Annotated in this window: 13 protein-coding genes; 4 read left to right on the top strand and 9 right to left on the bottom strand. The window is 34.3% G+C overall.

Annotated elements, in window-relative coordinates; all coding sequences use genetic code 11:
• The 6 genes from JHL15_RS04435 to JHL15_RS04410 all read right to left on the bottom strand — a co-directional run bounded on the left by JHL15_RS04435 (position 1) and on the right by JHL15_RS04410 (position 7,307).
• Positions 1 to 1,134, bottom strand: a complete 1,134-nt coding sequence (locus JHL15_RS04435) for a glycosyltransferase (protein WP_200243364.1) — start codon at positions 1,132 to 1,134, stop codon at positions 1 to 3.
• Between the two features lie 131 nt (positions 1,135 to 1,265).
• Entirely contained in the window at positions 1,266 to 1,754 is a 489-nt protein-coding gene (locus JHL15_RS04430; RefSeq protein WP_200243360.1) for a hypothetical protein, read from the bottom strand.
• A 113-nt stretch (positions 1,755 to 1,867) separates the two neighbouring features.
• Complete coding sequence (locus tag JHL15_RS04425) at positions 1,868 to 2,653, bottom strand: (Fe-S)-binding protein (RefSeq protein ID WP_200243358.1); 786 nt, start codon at positions 2,651 to 2,653, stop codon at positions 1,868 to 1,870.
• Between the two features lie 79 nt (positions 2,654 to 2,732).
• Entirely contained in the window at positions 2,733 to 4,064 is a 1,332-nt protein-coding gene (locus JHL15_RS04420) for a (Fe-S)-binding protein (protein WP_200243356.1), read from the bottom strand.
• An 11-nt stretch (positions 4,065 to 4,075) separates the two neighbouring features.
• Positions 4,076 to 5,026, bottom strand: a complete 951-nt coding sequence (locus JHL15_RS04415) for an MlaD family protein (RefSeq protein ID WP_200243353.1) — start codon at positions 5,024 to 5,026, stop codon at positions 4,076 to 4,078.
• A 127-nt stretch (positions 5,027 to 5,153) separates the two neighbouring features.
• The gene (locus JHL15_RS04410; RefSeq protein WP_200243342.1) at positions 5,154 to 7,307 is read right to left on the bottom strand and encodes a SurA N-terminal domain-containing protein; all 2,154 of its coding nucleotides are present in this window, start codon (positions 7,305 to 7,307) and stop codon (positions 5,154 to 5,156) included.
• Between the two features lie 258 nt (positions 7,308 to 7,565).
• Here JHL15_RS04410 and lon point away from each other — a divergent pair, with 258 nt between their 5' ends.
• Both lon and JHL15_RS04400 read left to right on the top strand, forming a co-directional pair.
• Positions 7,566 to 9,971: an endopeptidase La gene (lon, locus tag JHL15_RS04405; protein ID WP_200243340.1), complete on the top strand. Its 2,406-nt coding sequence runs from the start codon at positions 7,566 to 7,568 to the stop codon at positions 9,969 to 9,971.
• Between the two features lie 258 nt (positions 9,972 to 10,229).
• Complete coding sequence (locus JHL15_RS04400; RefSeq protein WP_200243338.1) at positions 10,230 to 11,342, top strand: AI-2E family transporter; 1,113 nt, start codon at positions 10,230 to 10,232, stop codon at positions 11,340 to 11,342.
• 45 nt (positions 11,343 to 11,387) lie between these two features.
• Here the strand turns inward: JHL15_RS04400 and JHL15_RS04395 are convergent, their stop codons facing one another.
• Entirely contained in the window at positions 11,388 to 11,645 is a 258-nt protein-coding gene (locus tag JHL15_RS04395; RefSeq protein ID WP_200243336.1) for a bacteriocin-like protein, read from the bottom strand.
• Between the two features lie 153 nt (positions 11,646 to 11,798).
• Between JHL15_RS04395 and JHL15_RS04390 the strand changes: the two genes are divergently transcribed.
• Positions 11,799 to 12,176 (top strand): MauE/DoxX family redox-associated membrane protein, encoded by a 378-nt coding sequence (locus JHL15_RS04390; protein ID WP_200243334.1) that lies wholly within the window; start codon positions 11,799 to 11,801, stop codon positions 12,174 to 12,176.
• Between the two features lie 36 nt (positions 12,177 to 12,212).
• Here JHL15_RS04390 and JHL15_RS04385 read toward each other — a convergent pair whose 3' ends face one another.
• On the bottom strand, positions 12,213 to 13,571 hold the full coding sequence (locus JHL15_RS04385; RefSeq protein ID WP_200243330.1) for an acyl-CoA dehydrogenase family protein: 1,359 nt from the start codon (positions 13,569 to 13,571) through the stop codon (positions 12,213 to 12,215).
• A gap of 206 nt (positions 13,572 to 13,777) precedes the next feature.
• Here JHL15_RS04385 and JHL15_RS04380 point away from each other — a divergent pair, with 206 nt between their 5' ends.
• On the top strand, positions 13,778 to 14,689 hold the full coding sequence (locus tag JHL15_RS04380) for a DUF4349 domain-containing protein (RefSeq protein WP_200243324.1): 912 nt from the start codon (positions 13,778 to 13,780) through the stop codon (positions 14,687 to 14,689).
• Positions 14,690 to 14,783: 94 nt separating this feature from the next.
• Here JHL15_RS04380 and JHL15_RS04375 read toward each other — a convergent pair whose 3' ends face one another.
• Positions 14,784 to 16,520, bottom strand: a complete 1,737-nt coding sequence (locus tag JHL15_RS04375; protein ID WP_200243321.1) for a T9SS type A sorting domain-containing protein — start codon at positions 16,518 to 16,520, stop codon at positions 14,784 to 14,786.
• Between the last annotated feature and the right edge of the window lie 20 nt (positions 16,521 to 16,540).

Raw genomic sequence — 16,540 nt, 5'->3', positions numbered from 1 at the left:
TTATTTACGTAATGACTGCTTGATGAAGTCAGTGAAAATATTTTTTATGCTGTTCCAGTTGTATTTTTGTTCATATTCTTTTCGGGCATTATATGCATGCTGATCATACAATTTCGGATGATCAACATAGTTTACGATTGCCTTTGCAATGGATTCAGCATCTTCAGGATTTACCAAAACTCCAAACTTAGATACATCAACATGCTGCCTCGTCGCCTTTAGATCGGTGTAAATCACTGGTTTACCGGAAGCTGCGTAATAGAATATTTTAATGGGTAAACAGTGATGATTCTCATAACTCATTTCTCTTAAATCAAAACAAATATCAGCATCAGAATAGGTTTCTGTAAAACTTTCAAAAGAAGATGGCTTTTCAATTTTGATATTTTCCCATCTATAGGCTGACAAAAGGCTTGAGAAATGCTTTTCATCTTTTTCTTTTCTTGAAGAGCCTACGATGAGAATTGAAATCTCCAAATTGGGTCTCATCTTCTTCAAAGCTTCAATAGCTTTAAAAAAATTTTCAATTCCTTTCTCTTTTGAAATCTGCCCGGTGTAGCACAGTGTTATTTTATTGGGTTCTAATTGTTTAATATTCTGATAAATATAAACATCACTTGGAAAATAGGGTAAAGTAATTTCCTTTTTGAATGGAAAAACATATACCAATGGAAACCTCTTCGTGTTTTCTCCAAAAATAAAATGGCTACTTATCCACCCTGCATACAATTGAATCATGAAGAATTTAATCGCATGAATCCCTTTTAAAAGAAATGAGAAATTCTCAACCATCCTTTTCGAAGGATACCATTCTGTAATGTCATAAATAACACTTAAATTTTTCTCTCTCTTGATTTTTTTTGAAGCAATAATGGCGAGCGGTTCCGAACAAATAATACAATCGGGCTGGAAAGTATCACAAATCTTTTCAAATACTTTTACTTTTTCGCTTGTACTTTTCTCTAAAATAGAATAAGATTCGATCTCAATCCCATCAATAATACCATGATACTCTGAACTTAAACTGCAAATTTTCACTGTATAACCAAGGCCATTAAGTTCTTTTGCCTGATGATAAAAGATCCTGTCGTCGTTGTACTTATGTGCAGTTGTTAGAAAAAGTATTTTAGGCATGGTTTTCTGAAATGGAATACAGGCAAAAATATAATTGATTAAATAATTATATGGTGCTGTACAAATATACTTTAAAAAGAAAAAAGCGGAAACAATCCACTTTTCTTTTTCTGTTTAGTTATCAAATAAGATTATTTTATAGACGCCGCCCAACTTTTCTCTAATGGTAAAAGAAAGTGACTTAAAAAATCGAGATACGTATTTTTTGAAAAATCAAATACCTGAATATCTTTAGATATTTCTCCACTTCTAAGCTTTGTTTTAAAATCGATTAGTTTTAAAGTTTTAACTTCTCCTTCTTCAACAAAACTGGCTTTCATTCTATCGAATAACCCCAGTTGATATTCTTCATCGATTTCTCTCATCATCTTTCCTAAAGCATCAATGCTGCATCCTGAAGCCATCTCCTTTTCCTCATCCACACATACCACAATAAATTGATTTTTTTCAATTTTAAAAGATGATGAAAGTGGCTTTCCATGTGCTGCCCAACCCGCTAAAAAATCATACAGCTTTTCTGTAACTACTTTAGCTTCTTTTGTTGTAAAAGGTCTCGAAGCCGGATATATGATAACTCTATAATCGTTTGTTTCTACTATATTGGATTCTTCAATCTTCATTGTTGTAAATTTAAAGTATAAAATTAAGAATTATAAATGACTTTATCTTTTTATATAAATAACAAAAACTCAAGAAGATTCCTGAGCTTTTATATAGAATTTAAATCGTTTCATTAAAGATCTTCCGCTTCCGCAAGAAGTTCTACAATATCTTTCACTGCTACTTCTTCGTTCTTATTGAAGTGTTTTACTCCATCCGTCATCATTGTATTACAGAAAGGGCAACCAGTAGCAATTACTTTAGGTTCAAAAGAAAGCGCTTCTTCGGTTCTTTCAATATTGATATCTTTATTTCCTTTTTCAGGCTCCTTAAACATTTGCGCCCCTCCGGCTCCACAACAAAGACCATTGGTTTTGCAACGCTTCATCTCAACAAGCTCAGCATCCAGCTTTTCCAAAAGCATTCTTGGTGCTTCATATTCGTTGTTAGCTCTTCCTAAATAACAAGGATCATGGAAAGTGATTTTTTTTCCTTTAAAAGCTCCTCCTTCAATTTTCAGTCTACCTTCCTCCATTAATTTTTTTAGGAATTGAGTATGGTGTACCACCTCAAAGTGCCCACCTAAACTCGGATATTCATTCTTAAGGGTATTGAAACAGTGAGGACAAGCAGTTACAATTTTCTTTACCTCATACGCGTTCAATACTTCAATATTGGTTAATGCCATCATCTGGAAAACAAATTCGTTCCCAGCACGTTTTGCAGGATCTCCGGTACAGCTTTCTTCCTGACCTAAGACTCCAAATTCAACCCCTATTTTATTTAATATTTTGCAAAATGCTTTCGTAATTTTTTTTGCACGGTCGTCAAAACTACCAGCGCAGCCCACCCAAAATAAAACTTCCGGCGCTTTTCCTTCGGCAGCATATTCTGCCATTGTTTTTATAGTGAAATCCATCTTTTTCAAATTTACCAATATTCCAATGTACCAGTTTACCAATGATTGCTACATTGTTACATTATTTTACATTGTTACATTAATTCTCGTTTGCCCAGTTCAAACGGTCTGCCTGGTTATACTGCCAAGGGGCAGCATTATTTTCTACATTGGTCATCATCAGATTCAATTCCTGTGGTGCAGCAGACTGCTCCATCACAAGGAATCTTCTCATTTCAAAAATAATAGAAAGTGGATCTAATAATATTGGACAAGCCTCAGTACAAGCATTACAAGTAGTACATGCCCAAAGCTCTTCTTTTGTTATGTAGTCGTTCAATAACTTTTTGCCATCATCTACAAACTTCCCATTTTTATCAATATTTTTTCCTACTTCCTCCAGACGGTCTCTGGTTTTCATAAGGATCAACCTTGGTGAAAGCTTCTTACCTGTAATATTTGCAGGACATACAGAAGTACATCTACCACACTCTGTACAAGAATAGGCATTAAGTAATTGAACCTGGTTTAAATCAAATATATCTTCAGCACCAAATTTAGAAGGAACATCTGTCTCAGCTCCTTCGGCAGGAGCAGCATATGGATCTGCATTAGGATCCATCATCAGCTTAATTTCTTTGGTAACAGATTCCAGATTGTTGAACTTTCCTTTTTTCTCTAAATTGGCATACCATGTACTTGGAAATGCAAGAATAATATGCAAATGCTTTGAGTAATAAAGATAGTTCATAAAGAACAGGATCCCTACAAAGTGGAACCACCAAGCAGCTTTTTCTGTGAAGAATAAGAAACCATCACTAAAGTTGCTGAATATTGGTCCTAATAACGTAGAGCTGATCGGAAAGCTTCCATGTTCCGGAAGTAATCCTCTTTGCTGTAAAACCCAATCTGCAGTATTCATTTTTAGAAAAGCCATCATTAAGGCAAATTCAATAATCAGAATCCAGTTCGCATCATGTTTTGGCCAGCCAAATAGCTCTTTCATTGTTAGCCTCTTCACTCCATAAAAATTTCTACGGATAAAGAAAACAACAACTCCAATAATCACCAATAACGCAAGTACTTCCAACGTCGCCGTGAAGAAACTATAGAAACTGTTTCCAAAAACTGAAGCAAGGAATCTATGAGTACCAAATATTCCATCAACAACGATTTCAACAAGCTCTATGTTAATGATAATAAAACCGACATAGACGAAAAGGTGTAAAATACCCGCTACAGGACGTTTCACCATTTTACTTTGTCCCATTGCAACACGTGCCATGGTTTCCCAACGTTCTGACTTATTATCACTTCGATTGATTTCTCTACCTAATTGAATATTTCTGTAAATCTTCAACAGGCTTTTAGTAAACAATCCAAACCCAGCAACTAATAAGATCAGAAAAATAACATTATCGATATACTGCATAAGGTGTAATATTAGTCTTTATTATTCTTACCGAAAACAGAGAAGTTGATGTATCTTTTAGGATTCGCCTTCATGTCTTCAATTAATGAATTAAGGTTCGTAGATGCGGAATTTAAGTTATTGTAAAGCTGCTCATCTTTCATCAGCTTACCTAAACTTCCTTGTCCGTTATCAATACCACCAATAACCTGATTAAGCTTTCCTACTGTAGCATCTAAATTAGCAATCGTAGCATTTAGCTTTTTGGTGTCAATACTTTCTGCTAAGTTTCCGTATTTATCTAAAGTAACTTTTCCACTTTGCATCGTAAGGCTAGCATCATCCAATACTTTTTGAAGTTTTGGATCGTTGTGCCCAACTAAATTGTTCACACTTCCTGCAGTCGTTTGTAGTGCACCAACGGTTTTATTAAGATTGGAAAGCAAAGCTTTAATTTCAGCTCTATTCTGCCCGTCAACAATTAGATTAGCATTAGCCATCAGGGAATCTACACGATGTAGAACAGACTGCAACTGATCTTTAACAGGTCCCACCTGAGAAGAAAGACTTCCCAATGTTCCCAGTTTAAAGGCACCCTGTAATGTATCGCCATCTTTGGCTGTGGCACCTCCATATTGAAGATTTACTCTCATTTCTTTACCAGACATTAATCCTGGTTCAAAAATTTCAAGAGTAGAGTTTTTTGAAAACTCAAACTTATTATCAACAGTAATTTTAACTACGAAATTGATCTTACCTTCTTTTGTTCTTTGTGGGATAATTTTGTCAACCTGTCCCACTTTTAAACCATTGATAGATACCGGTGAAGACTGAGACAGACCTTCAACATTATCATATTTTGCGTAAAATATATTATCGGTAGTAAAAAGACTTCTGCCTTTCATGAATTGAAATAATAACACAAAGCCTACAATAGCCAAAAGTGCAATTACACCAGCTTTTAATTCTTTACTGAACTTCACTTGCTAAATTTTTTCTAATGAGCAAATATAGCACATTTTAAATTAATGTTTCTGTTTATTGCTCTGCGTTAAATACAAAAAAAGCGGCATTTTTCATGCCGCTTTTTTTATCTATAAAATTCTTTTTTTATTGTTGCTGATTTCCTAGCTTATTCCAGATCTCAATTCTGTAATCATCGATCTCTGCATTATCCTGTAAGCTCTTTAACCAAGCCTGACCGAACATTCCAGCATTTCTCTGATTTACAGACTCTGTAAATTGTTTAAGGTCACCAGGTTGTTTATTTACTGTTTCATTCTTCTTGATTAAAACATAAACACCAGTTCCGCCTTCAACAGGATTTGAAAGTTTAGATTTCTTAACTCCAAAAGCAGCACCTGCAACTTTAGGTTCCATTGATCCAGCTACAGATGGATTCAATAAGTTTACCTGTGCAGATTGTTTTGTTGTTGCAAACAATTTAGCGATCTGATCTAAATTAGAAGCTTTAGCAGCTGTAATTTTATCCGCGATTTGTTTTGCAGCCAGTTTATTTTTAACAATAACCTCGATTTGATCTCTTACAGATTCCGGATCAGCAAGACCTTTTTCTTGTTTACCGTTTAGATATACAACAATCTTATCACCTGTTCCATCTACTGTAAAGAATTCAGTATCTCCTTTTGTTCTTTTCTTATCAAAAGCCCATGCAAGGATATCTCCATCTTTTTCAGTACCTAAACCTTGCAACTGACCATCAAATCTTTTTGCTGTTTTAGGATTCGAGAATTGATAATTTCCTTTTTTAGCAATGTTAACGAAATCATTAAATGATTTTCCTTGAACCTGCTGAATGAATTTTCTTGCTTTTTTATCAACATCTGCTTCTGTAGCATCAGAAGGTTTGATTGCTTTTACAACATTAGCAACTTTATATCCTAATGCTCCTGGTTTTTTATCTTCGATATTGATAATGTGGTATCCAAACTGAGTCTCTACAACACCTGTTGCTCCTTTAGGGTTATTCGCCAAATACGTTAAGAATTCAGGAACAAAAGGAGTCTCCGGAGTTGTCCATCCTAAACTTCCACCTTGAGCAGCAGAGTTAGGATCACTTGAAAGCTTAAGGAATTCTGTAAACTTAGCAGGGTTTGCTTTTACAATAGCTCCTACTGAATCAGCCAATTTCTTAGCTTGTTCTTTAGTTCTTGTAACACCTTCTCCTGCAGGACTTCCTTTAAATGCAATAAGTATATGTCTTGATAATGTAGAATCTGAAGTCTTTTTACCTAAAAGCTTAGAAACAACATAGAAGTTTTGTTCTTTATAAGGACCAAAAATCTGTCCAACCGCTGCAGTAGCAATTTGCGACTGAAGCGTTTGTGGCAATTGATTAGGTTTCAAATATTGATTATTGAAAGGCATATCAGAGTTTGCCATTACAAACATAGAGTCATTGGTTGTATTTTGGAAATTCTCTTTACCTCCACTAGCATCAGTCCCTCCTGAGAAAATTTTAGTAATTTCTTTTTGAGCTGCTGCATCATCTGCTGCACTTGGTTGAGAAGGGAAAAAGGCAATACCAATATTTCTGCTTGCTTCAGCTTTAAACATCACAGGGTGCTGCTTAATATAATTTGCTAAATCTTCAGTTTTAACTTTGATATTATTTTTTTGAAGATATGAAGTGTAGTCCACTTTCACAAAATCAATATCTGCCATCTGATCTCTTTGTTTCATCAACTCCTCTGCCTCTTTCTTACCTGTAGTAATACCTGTAGAAATATTAGCAAAGACCTGTCTTGCCATAATTCTGTACTCAACAGATTTTCTGGTTTTCAACCATTGGTTGTACCCTTCAGCACTTGTAGTTTTTAACTCCTCGATCTGTTTTTTAAGCTCCTGAGTTTTGAAATTTCCCTTTTCATCAAAGAACTGTTTGTTTTGAGCAAACATCTGATCATACTGAATCTGACTCCAGAAATAGTCATCTGTCATTTCAAAACCCATTTTATCAAACTGCTGCTTGATAAGCTTTGATTGAACCAACAACTGCCAAGCTTGTTCTTCAAGACCATTTTTTGGTTGACCTTGTTGTTCTGCCTGTTGTTGCAACACGAAAAGTTGATCATTAAACTCTTCACGGGTAATTTTTTCACCATTTACTTTTCCTAAAACATCAGGATTTTTTCCAAAAACCTTATCAATGCTATCAGGATTAACTAAAAACGCTAAAAGCGCCAGTGCAATTACTCCCATCAAAAGCCAAGGTCTATTCCTAATCTGTCCTAAAATTGCCATTTTATAAATTATAGTTTTTTATCAGGTTGCGAAAATACACATTTTTAAGAAATTACAGAAATCCAAGCGCTTTTTTTAATTTTTAAAATTTAAATTTTATAAAAAAGGAAATTTTGACCATATTTTTTAGCGAAAAACAAATGGCATAGGTATTGTGTATTTTACGTTAACATAATATTCTAAGTGTTTTCTAAGCATATTGTGCACAATCACTTTAACGATTTAAAACGAGAATGACAATTTGTCATTTGATATACTATGACAGAATTTGAAGATATTAGTTTGGAGGAAATGATTAGCGATGGATTTGATATTGTAGCAGAAGAGATTAATCTTTCCGACTTCTCGGAAACCGATAAAAATTCCGAACAAAAGATATTTCCTATTCTTCCGGTAAGAAACATGGTTATGTTTCCCAACGTGGTAATTCCGATTACTGCTGGAAGAAAGGCATCTATACAACTTCTGGAAGAAGCTCAGAAAAACGGAGACTTCATCGGAATTGTAAGCCAGAAAAACTCAGAACTTGAACAACCTACCGAAAAAGATCTATACCAGACAGGAACTTTAGCAAAGATCATCAAGATCATAAAACTTCCCGAAGGTAATATTACAGCTATTACAAAGGGGTTCCATAGGTTCAAGGTTAAAAAATTTATTGAAACTCAACCTTATTTTAAAGCTGAGATCTCTAAATTAAAAGATACAAAAGCCAAAAATGAAGACGAGTACGAGGCTTTACTGGATAATATTAAAGATTTAGCTTTAAAGATAATCGAGCTTGATCCGAATATTCCAAATGCAGCAAATTTCGCCATAAAGAACATCAATAATAATGATGATTTATTAAATTTCATTTGCACTAACGCTAATTTTCCTTCACTTGAAAAGCAAAAACTGCTTGAAGAAAAAAGCTTGATGGACAGAGCGAAGAATTGCTATGAAAAGATGCATGAAGATTATAGAAAACTGGAATTGAGAAATCAGATCCATCAGAAAACTTCAAAGGATCTTGACAAGCAACAAAGAGAATATTTCCTTAACCAACAGATCAGAACTATTCAAGAAGAACTTGGAGGAGGCTCTGAAGGTGATGTTGAGGATTTAATCAACAAAGCAAAAGCAAAAAAATGGAGCAGCGAGGTCGAAGAGCATTTCCAAAAGGAGATCAACAGGCTTCAAAGACAAAATCCAAATTCACCAGATTATAATGTTCAAAGAAATTATCTTGATTTCTTTACTGATCTGCCTTGGGAAACTTATACAAAAGATGTTTTCGATATTGTAAAAGCTGAAAAAGTACTTGAAAAAGCACATTTTGGCTTGGAGGATATTAAGAAAAGAATACTGGAACACATGGCTGTTTTGAAATTAAAAAACAACATGAAGTCACCGATTTTACTTTTAGTAGGTCCTCCGGGAGTTGGTAAAACCTCTCTGGGAAAATCTGTTGCTGATGCCTTAGGAAGAAAATACGTAAGACTTTCTTTAGGAGGATTGCATGATGAGAGCGAGATCAGAGGACACAGAAAGACCTATATTGGCGCAATGGCAGGAAGAATCCTTCAGTCCATTAAAAAATCGGGAACATCCAATCCTGTTATTGTTTTAGATGAGATCGATAAAGTAGGACAAGGCATACACGGGGATCCAAGTTCAGCACTGCTAGAAGTCCTTGACCCTGAACAAAATAATGCATTTTATGATAATTTCCTGGAAATGGGATATGATTTATCTAAAGTAATGTTCATCGCTACAGCAAATTCACTTTCAACCATTCAAACTCCACTTCTCGATAGAATGGAGATTATCCAGATCGCTGGTTATACCATGGAAGAAAAAACTGAGATTGCTAAAAGACACCTCATTAAAAAACAACAGGAAGAAAATGGTTTAACTGCTAAATCTTTCAAACTTGGAAATGCAGAACTTAAGCATATCATTGAAGCTCATACTTCAGAAAGCGGAGTAAGAACACTGGAAAAAAGAATTGCATCTATCGCAAGATGGGTTGCATTACAAACTGCTTTATTAAAAGAATACGACCCAAAAATATCTCTTGAAAAAGTAGATGAGATCCTTGGCGTTCCAAGGCCCAAAAGCTTATCTGAGATTACCGGTGTTCCTGGGGTTGTTACAGGTCTTGCCTGGACAAGTGTAGGAGGTGATATACTTTATATAGAGAGTATTTTAAGTAATGGAAAAGGAGCTCTTACGATGACCGGTAACTTAGGAACCGTAATGAAAGAGTCTGCAACAATTGCATTAGAATATATTAAGGCTAAGCACAAAGAATTAGGAATCGATCAGGAAGATATCGAAAAGAAAAATATCCACGTTCACGTTCCTGAAGGTGCCACACCTAAAGATGGACCATCCGCGGGTATAGCCATGATTACTTCAATGGTTTCTTCTTTTAAAAATAAAAAAGTGAAACCACATTTAGCCATGACAGGTGAAATAACTTTAAGAGGAAAAGTACTTCCAGTAGGAGGAATCAAAGAAAAACTTCTTGCAGCAACAAGAGCCGGAATTAAAGATGTCATTCTTTGTGAAGCAAACAGAAAAGACGTAGAAGAAATTAAAAAAGATTATTTAAAAGATCTCAATGTTCACTATGTAAATAAAATGGAAGATGTTATTGATATTGCTATTGAAAAATAACTTATCAACATTTACTAATAAAAAATGACACGCCTCAAATTTGAGGCGTGTTTTTTGTTACAATACTTTTGTCATTTTCTAACAGGTGCAATAAGTATAAATTACATGCTCTTGTGAGAAAAAAATAAATCATAAAAGTCAAATCTCTTTCCAATTGGAAACAGAATTGTAGACATTATGAAAAGAATTTAAGTTAATTAGATAAAAGACCCTTCAATTCAATGGGTTTTATTATTTTTATAATACAGATTATGAGTTATGAATTTTTTTAAGCTTCCCTTCCTTTTAAAGTTAACCCTTGTTATCATTTCCATTATAGGTCTTGGCTATCTTTTAGAGTTGGGACAAAGCATTTTAGCTCCTTTTTTCCTGGCATTTTTAATGGCCATGTTATTCTTACCTTTTTCTACATTTTTAGAAAGAAAACTAAGGTTCCCGCGCTCTGTTTCCACCATCATATCCGTGCTTTGCATGCTAATGATCATTGCAGGATTAATATTTTTCTTCGGGTCACAGCTTTCAAGCTTTACCAAAGATTTACCTCACCTAAGAATGCAGTTTGACACGGTTTTCAATGGTCTTCAAAATTGGGTATACCATACCTTTAACGTCAAAATCCATGAACAATTAGACTATATTGATCAGGCACTCAACAAACTTTTGTCGTCATCAGGTGTTATTCTTGGATTTACTTTTGGAATATTTTCCACAGGTTTAGGCTTTCTGATATTTTTTATCCTATTCTTTATTTTCATTTTAAATTATAGAAGGATCTTAAATAACTTCATCGTCAATGTTTTTAGCGAAAAACACAAAGCAAGTGTACAGGAAGTAGTATCTGAGGTTCGTGTAATGACTAAAAAATATATTATTGGTCTTTGCATTCAAATTATTATTGTATCAAGCCTGACTTCAATTATTCTCGCAATTTTGGGGGTTAAATATGCCATCCTACTAGGAGTCCTAACAGGTTTATTAAATGTTATCCCTTATTTAGGAATATGTATCTCACTTTTGATTTCATGTTTTATTGCTTTTGCAACCGCTACTCCGTCAACCTGTATTTATGTAATCATTGGTTATATAGGAGTACACGTAGTGGATGGAAATATTGTACTTCCATTTGTGGTGGGATCAAAAGTTAAGATCAATGCATTATTTTCCTTTATAGGAATTCTTGTGGGCGAACATCTTTGGGGAATTTCAGGGATGTTTCTCTGTATTCCGGCAATTGCTATCATTAAAATCATTTTTGAAAGAGTAGATGGACTGAAGCCTTGGGGTAAATTACTCGGGGAAGATGAGAAACCCCACAAAAAGAAAAAGAGCTATAAAATTTCGAAGAACATAACTTTAAAGGAAATGGATTAAAAGTTATCAAAAAACAAGCCCTCTGTGTTCAGAGGGCTTTTAATTTTATCCTATTGCACAAAGAGGGCTCATCCCATTAGGACAAGACTGGTTACAAGGAATATAAGTATGGCTATCCGGACAATATCCAATATCAGTTCCAGGGCCTGGATCACCAGGACCACCTCCTCCTCCAAGACATGGGTCACCAGGAGGGATTTTACATGGACAACCAATAGGACCAATATCACATGGACCAATACCTACTCCACCTATAATTTCTTTTAGATCATTACGATCCAGTTTCTGAAGATTTTTTAACATAAGATTATTTATTTAATTTGCTTAACAAATATATAAATTCAAATAACAACAAACGAATAGATTTAGCCAAAAACATATATAATATTCAATTTTGACATCAAATATATTTATTAATAATATTTTTGTTTTACATTTGATAAAAATCCATCAATCATGAAAATAATCAAATTCATTCTTTGTCTGCTTTTTGGACTTATGTTTCTGAATGCAGGACTTGACAAATTTCTTCACTACAATCCAGTACCTAAATTAACTGATACGCAAATGAAATTATATGCAGCTTTTGGTGAAATTGGCTGGCTATTTCCATTAGTGGGGACTGTAGAGATTATTGGAGGACTTCTTTTCATCTTTCCAAAAACGAGAGCATTAGGAGCTATTGTTATTTTACCTGTAATGGTAGGAATTGTATTGCATAACGCATACAGAGATCCTTCAACACAAGGAATTGCAATTTCATTAGTTCTTTTCCTGATCAATATTTGGATAATTATTGATAATAGTAAAAAATACAAAGCTTTAGTAAGCTAAAAAAGACTGCATTTTGCAGTCTTTTTTATTTTCTATTTATACAAATGCACTAAAGCCCGTTATAGACCTGCCCACAATTAAAGAATTAATTTCCTTCGTTCCTTCATAAGAATATATAGCTTCTGCATCGGCTACAAATCTTGCCACATCATATTCTAATAAAATTCCATTTCCACCCATAACTTCCCGTGCCCTTGATACAACATCTCTTGTTCTTAATGTACAGAAAACCTTAGCCAGTGACGCATGCTCATCTTTTAAAATTCCCTCATCCTGCATCTCAGATAATCTGAAAACCAATGTCTGCATCGCAGTAAGATTTGATAACATTTCTACCAAATGTCCCTGGATCATTTGAAATGAAGCAATAGGTTTTCCAAACTGCTCCCTTTTTCTCGTATAGTCCAGAGCGCTTTCGTATGCTCCCCTTGCACAACCTGTCGCCATCCATGCAACACCAGCTCTTGTCATTCTTAACACCTTAACTGTATCTTTAAAGGAGTTGGCATTTTGCAATCTATTTTCTTCTGTTACTAAACAATCTTTTAAGGTAATATGTCCATTTTGTACAATACGCAAAGCCATTTTCCCTTTAATTTTCTCAACCGAAAAACCTGGATTGTCTTTTTCTACTATAAATCCTTTCACCTCACTGCTGTCAATATCTCTTGCCCAAATAATAACCAGATCTGCAAATGTTGCATTCCCAATCCATTTTTTTTCTCCATTTAAGATCCAACCTTCGGGTGTTTTTTTGCATGTAGCCGTTAATCCTCCTGCTGCTCCTGATCCTACTTCTGGTTCTGTTAACCCAAAAGCTCCAATCTTTTCAAACTTTTGCATCTGCGGAAGCCACTTTTGTTTTTGCTCTTCAGAACCACAAATGTAAATAGATCCCATTGCCAGCCCTGATTGTACTCCAAAGAAAGTAGCGATTGAAGCATCAATCCTTGCCATTTCCATAGCAATGACACCTTCCATTAAAAATGGCATTCCGGGACAGCCATATCCTTCATAAGTCACCCCACAGATATCAAGTTTCTGAAATTTTGGAATGAGTTCGAAAGGAAATTCATCTCTTAACCAATAATGATTAACCAAAGGCTTTACTTCTTTTTCCATAAAAGCCCTTACTTTAAGCTGAACCTCTCGTTGCTCTGGAGTCAAAGTATGATAGATATCGTAGAAATCACCATCAATCGGAGGAAGCTCTTTTTTCTTTTTATCTGAATCAAGCATCTTCATAAGCCCTCCCAATTGCTTATCATCTAATTTAGAAAAATTCTGCATCAGCTTTGGAAGATCTACTTTTCGGGATATAGCACTTAATTGATCAAAATCTATTGATCTGAATAATTCTATTGCGTTTCTTATTTTGGAAAAAGTATTAGACATAATTATAGATATGGTTTTGATTTGTAAAAGACATACAAAAATCACTCCGAAATTTAATTCAATAATCCAATCACATTTTACAAATAATTGATTTACAATAGATTAATTTACATTTCTTGTTTACAAAATTTTTATCCGCGTTTTTCAAACATTACAAATAATTCAGACTGAACTTTGAATCAACAAAAACATTAAAAATCAACGTTATGAAAACTACTTACATTCAATTATCATTATCTGCAGTTCTCTTATTAAGTATATATTCATGTAAAAAGGGTGAAGCAACAGCAACACAATATGAAGCTTCAGCGACTGCAGATTCAGCTGCAGTTATGGTTTCTGATAGTGTTTCTTCCGCTGCAACCATGAGTGTGAAAGAGAAACAATTCATTAAAACAGCGGATGTAAATATGGAAGTGAAAGATGTTTATGAAACAACGATTTCGATTGAAAAATCCGTACAGGATCTCGGAGGATTTGTTACTCATAGTAATTTACACAGTAATGTAGTCTCAGAAGATACATACAATACATCCAGTGATGAGGCCATGCTGGTTAAAAAATATCAAACAGAGAACACCATGCAGGTTCGCGTTCCCACTGTAAGACTGGGTGAACTCTTAACACTAATCAACGACAAGAAGCTTTTCCTTAATTCCAGATCTATCAATGCAGAAGATGTTACTTCAAGTATAAAGTATGCTGAACTCGAAGGTAAAAGGATCAAGAAAACAGGTGAAAATATCTCTCAACTCAAAACGAATAAAGACAAAGTGAAAATGGGGAACGATAACATGTCAGAAGAAAACCTACAACAACTTGCCAACCTAAATGTTACCGACAATCTCAAATACAGCACTGTTGACATTTACATTAAAGAACCTAAAATCCGTATCGCTGAAATAGCAATTACCAATACAAAGAATATTGACAATAAATATAAATTCAATTTTATCTATGATGCTAAGAATGCCTTTGTAGAAGGGTTTTATCTGATTCAAAAAATAGCTGTAGGATTGATCACCATCTGGCCTGTTCTATTAATTATGGCAGTGATCATCTATTTTATCAGAAGACGAAAATCCATTCAAAAACCAAATCAATCCATTTCAGAATAACACAATGCTATCCTAACCTTTGGGTTATCATCATAGTTTTAGATTTTAAAAACCTCCGATTTTATTCGGAGGTTCTCTTTTATTTGCATTACTCTTATCTTTTTATAACAATCTTTTTGGAAGTCACTCCTTTCTTGTTTTGCATTTTAACAAAGTAAGTCCCTTCTGCAAGCCCTGATAAATCTATAGAAAATCGATTCGTTAAAAAATTATATTTTTTTAATTCCTGTCCACCTATATGATATACAGTTACAAAATATGGTTTTTGATCCGCATCTAATTCAAAATTAAAAATGCCACTTGATGGGTTAGGAAAAATCGTTCCAAAATTTAAATTTTCATTGGTTGTAGTACCTAATTTGGGACTATATTCACTTGCTCCTATATCGATTATTGTATTTGAAATTCTCCCTGCTCCATAAAAATCTAATTCCCCTGAAGCAATTGCTGTGGTTGGTTTTCCTTTATTTATACAAACACTTGCTGCATTTAAATGAACATCAGGTGCCGTACTTGAAGTCGACACTAAATTTGGATTAGCATAAAGAGAATTGGCATCCTGGCCAGTTGCTGATCTATATGCTGAAAAAGTATCATAGCTTGTACCTCTCCAATTGACTGTTATATCATTTTGATTATTGTTTGGAGTATACCAACAATTATAATTAAAATTATTATTCGATTGTGGGCTCATGTTATCTATAGACATTAACACATTTTCAGGACCAGTATAGAAAATATTGTTTTCAAAAACACAATTTGATGCCTTGGTCATAGATATTTCCCCGGTACCATCATTTAGGGTATTGTTTTGTAGAAACGTATTATTTCTGATAGTACTGTTAATTACCTGACCTGTAGTTGCATTATTATAACCTCCTATTGAAAGGCCAGCCTGTATATTTTTGTAGATCAAATTATTCTTAACCGTAATTAGCTTAACAACTCCATTAAGCTCAGCACCAACTTCAATTCCCCAACCATTTTGGTAGGTTTTATTTCTCTCTACTATAATATTACTAGCCCCATCAACATATATCCCGGCAGAAGTCGCATATTTTGAAACATTATTATAGCATTCGTTATTAATCACTACCCCATTTCTTGCCTCATCTAATGACGCATTTGATGCAGTACCTTCATGTCCTAATATATCAATCCCAATATTGGTATTATCATGCACCACACAGTTTTTTACTGTAAAGCCATCTACATTTCCATTTACGGCCAGAGCTTCACTATACCCCAAAATATTATTAAATACCTTACACCCATCTATCGTAAGATTTGTAATTCCTCCATTTCTTCCATATACAATCAGCCCCTGAGCATTATTATTGGAATTAACAGGTTTGTTTTTATCTGCATTCCAATTGATATTCTTTATCGTTATATTTTTGAAAGTGAGATCTGTAGATGAGTTTGCCCCTGTTGTCTGAACAAGGACCCCTTGTGCGTCGTTTACTGTTTTGTTCTGAATGGTTAAGTTTTCAAATTTTAGATAGCTTTTATTTGTAACAGTTAGTAGGGTCTTGCCTGAAGTACCTGTTCCATCAATAATAACATTATCATTTGAATAATTTTTAAAAGTGATATAGTTTCCACTAGTTCCACTGACGTTAATGACTACATTTTCGTTGTAGGTGCCTGCTTTAATATTGACAATACTGTTGGGCAAAGCTTTATCAGCTGCTTTTTGTATGGTTTTCCATGGTGCTGTAATGCCATTATTATTGTCATTTCCGGATGTTTTATCCACATAGTAATTAGTTTGACCAAAACCCATGTTGCACATAAGTAACAACACTGTGATCTGAATGATCTTTTTCATTGTTTAATTATATTTAAGTG

The organism is Chryseobacterium paridis, assembly GCF_016595215.1.
Classification (GTDB): Bacteria; Bacteroidota; Bacteroidia; order Flavobacteriales; family Weeksellaceae; genus Chryseobacterium; species Chryseobacterium paridis.
Note: the sequence above shows the minus strand (reverse complement) of the source record. Positions and strands in the feature narration are given on the sequence as shown.

Excerpts from the sequence above, each read along its gene's own strand:
- JHL15_RS04435 (WP_200243364.1), bottom strand. The coding sequence starts at position 1,134 with ATGCCTAAAATACTTTTTCTAACAACTGCACATAAGTACAACGACGAC.
- JHL15_RS04430 (WP_200243360.1), bottom strand. The coding sequence starts at position 1,754 with ATGAAGATTGAAGAATCCAATATAGTAGAAACAAACGATTATAGAGTT.
- JHL15_RS04425 (WP_200243358.1), bottom strand. The coding sequence starts at position 2,653 with ATGGATTTCACTATAAAAACAATGGCAGAATATGCTGCCGAAGGAAAA.
- JHL15_RS04420 (WP_200243356.1), bottom strand. The coding sequence starts at position 4,064 with ATGCAGTATATCGATAATGTTATTTTTCTGATCTTATTAGTTGCTGGG.
- JHL15_RS04410 (WP_200243342.1), bottom strand. The coding sequence starts at position 7,307 with ATGGCAATTTTAGGACAGATTAGGAATAGACCTTGGCTTTTGATGGGA.
- lon (WP_200243340.1), top strand. The coding sequence starts at position 7,566 with ATGACAGAATTTGAAGATATTAGTTTGGAGGAAATGATTAGCGATGGA.
- JHL15_RS04400 (WP_200243338.1), top strand. The coding sequence starts at position 10,230 with ATGAATTTTTTTAAGCTTCCCTTCCTTTTAAAGTTAACCCTTGTTATC.
- JHL15_RS04395 (WP_200243336.1), bottom strand. The coding sequence starts at position 11,645 with ATGTTAAAAAATCTTCAGAAACTGGATCGTAATGATCTAAAAGAAATT.
- JHL15_RS04390 (WP_200243334.1), top strand. The coding sequence starts at position 11,799 with ATGAAAATAATCAAATTCATTCTTTGTCTGCTTTTTGGACTTATGTTT.
- JHL15_RS04385 (WP_200243330.1), bottom strand. The coding sequence starts at position 13,571 with ATGTCTAATACTTTTTCCAAAATAAGAAACGCAATAGAATTATTCAGA.
- JHL15_RS04380 (WP_200243324.1), top strand. The coding sequence starts at position 13,778 with ATGAAAACTACTTACATTCAATTATCATTATCTGCAGTTCTCTTATTA.
- JHL15_RS04375 (WP_200243321.1), bottom strand. The coding sequence starts at position 16,520 with ATGAAAAAGATCATTCAGATCACAGTGTTGTTACTTATGTGCAACATG.